Below are 431 nucleotides of genomic sequence, written 5' to 3'. Positions count from 1 at the left end.
GCTGGGCATATTACAGACAGTCTATTTATTCCCTCTACATCTAGATCTATATTCTTATCCGCTGAAGTTTTAACGTTATCTATAAAGTATGTAGCAAGCTGCTTTTCCGTTACTGGCTTCGCAAAGGAGTTTAATGGCAGTCCTACAGCCAACAACAATATAAACATTTTCTTCATATTCTCTCCTACATTCAGCACAAACTTTACCACTCAATAACCCTACTTGATTAAAGTAGTTATATTATCGTCTGAATGGAGAATACCCCACATCGTGCGTGATTTTCATCAGGGGATCGGCTTTGCCCGGTACATCAATTATCTTCATACCTGGCGGAGCATTCTCGAACGTGACTTTCAGCTCGCTGTGCTGTGTCATGGAAGAAGATGGATTCAACAGCGGAACATTGGGTTTGTACTGACTCAGGCTGGCCT

1 protein-coding gene is annotated in these 431 nt (G+C 41.8%); it reads right to left on the bottom strand.

What is annotated here, in order from left to right:
• Positions 1-240: 240 nt before the first annotated feature.
• A partial coding sequence (locus ER639_RS12400; protein ID WP_204360637.1) for a hypothetical protein occupies positions 241-431 on the bottom strand: 191 nt, incomplete at its 5' end.

The sequence above is a fragment of the Macrococcus sp. DPC7161 genome (assembly GCF_004117835.1).
Taxonomy (GTDB): domain Bacteria; phylum Bacillota; class Bacilli; order Staphylococcales; family Staphylococcaceae; genus SDSC01.
The sequence above is the reverse complement of the archived record's forward strand: the minus strand, read 5'-3'. Positions and strand labels throughout refer to the sequence as shown.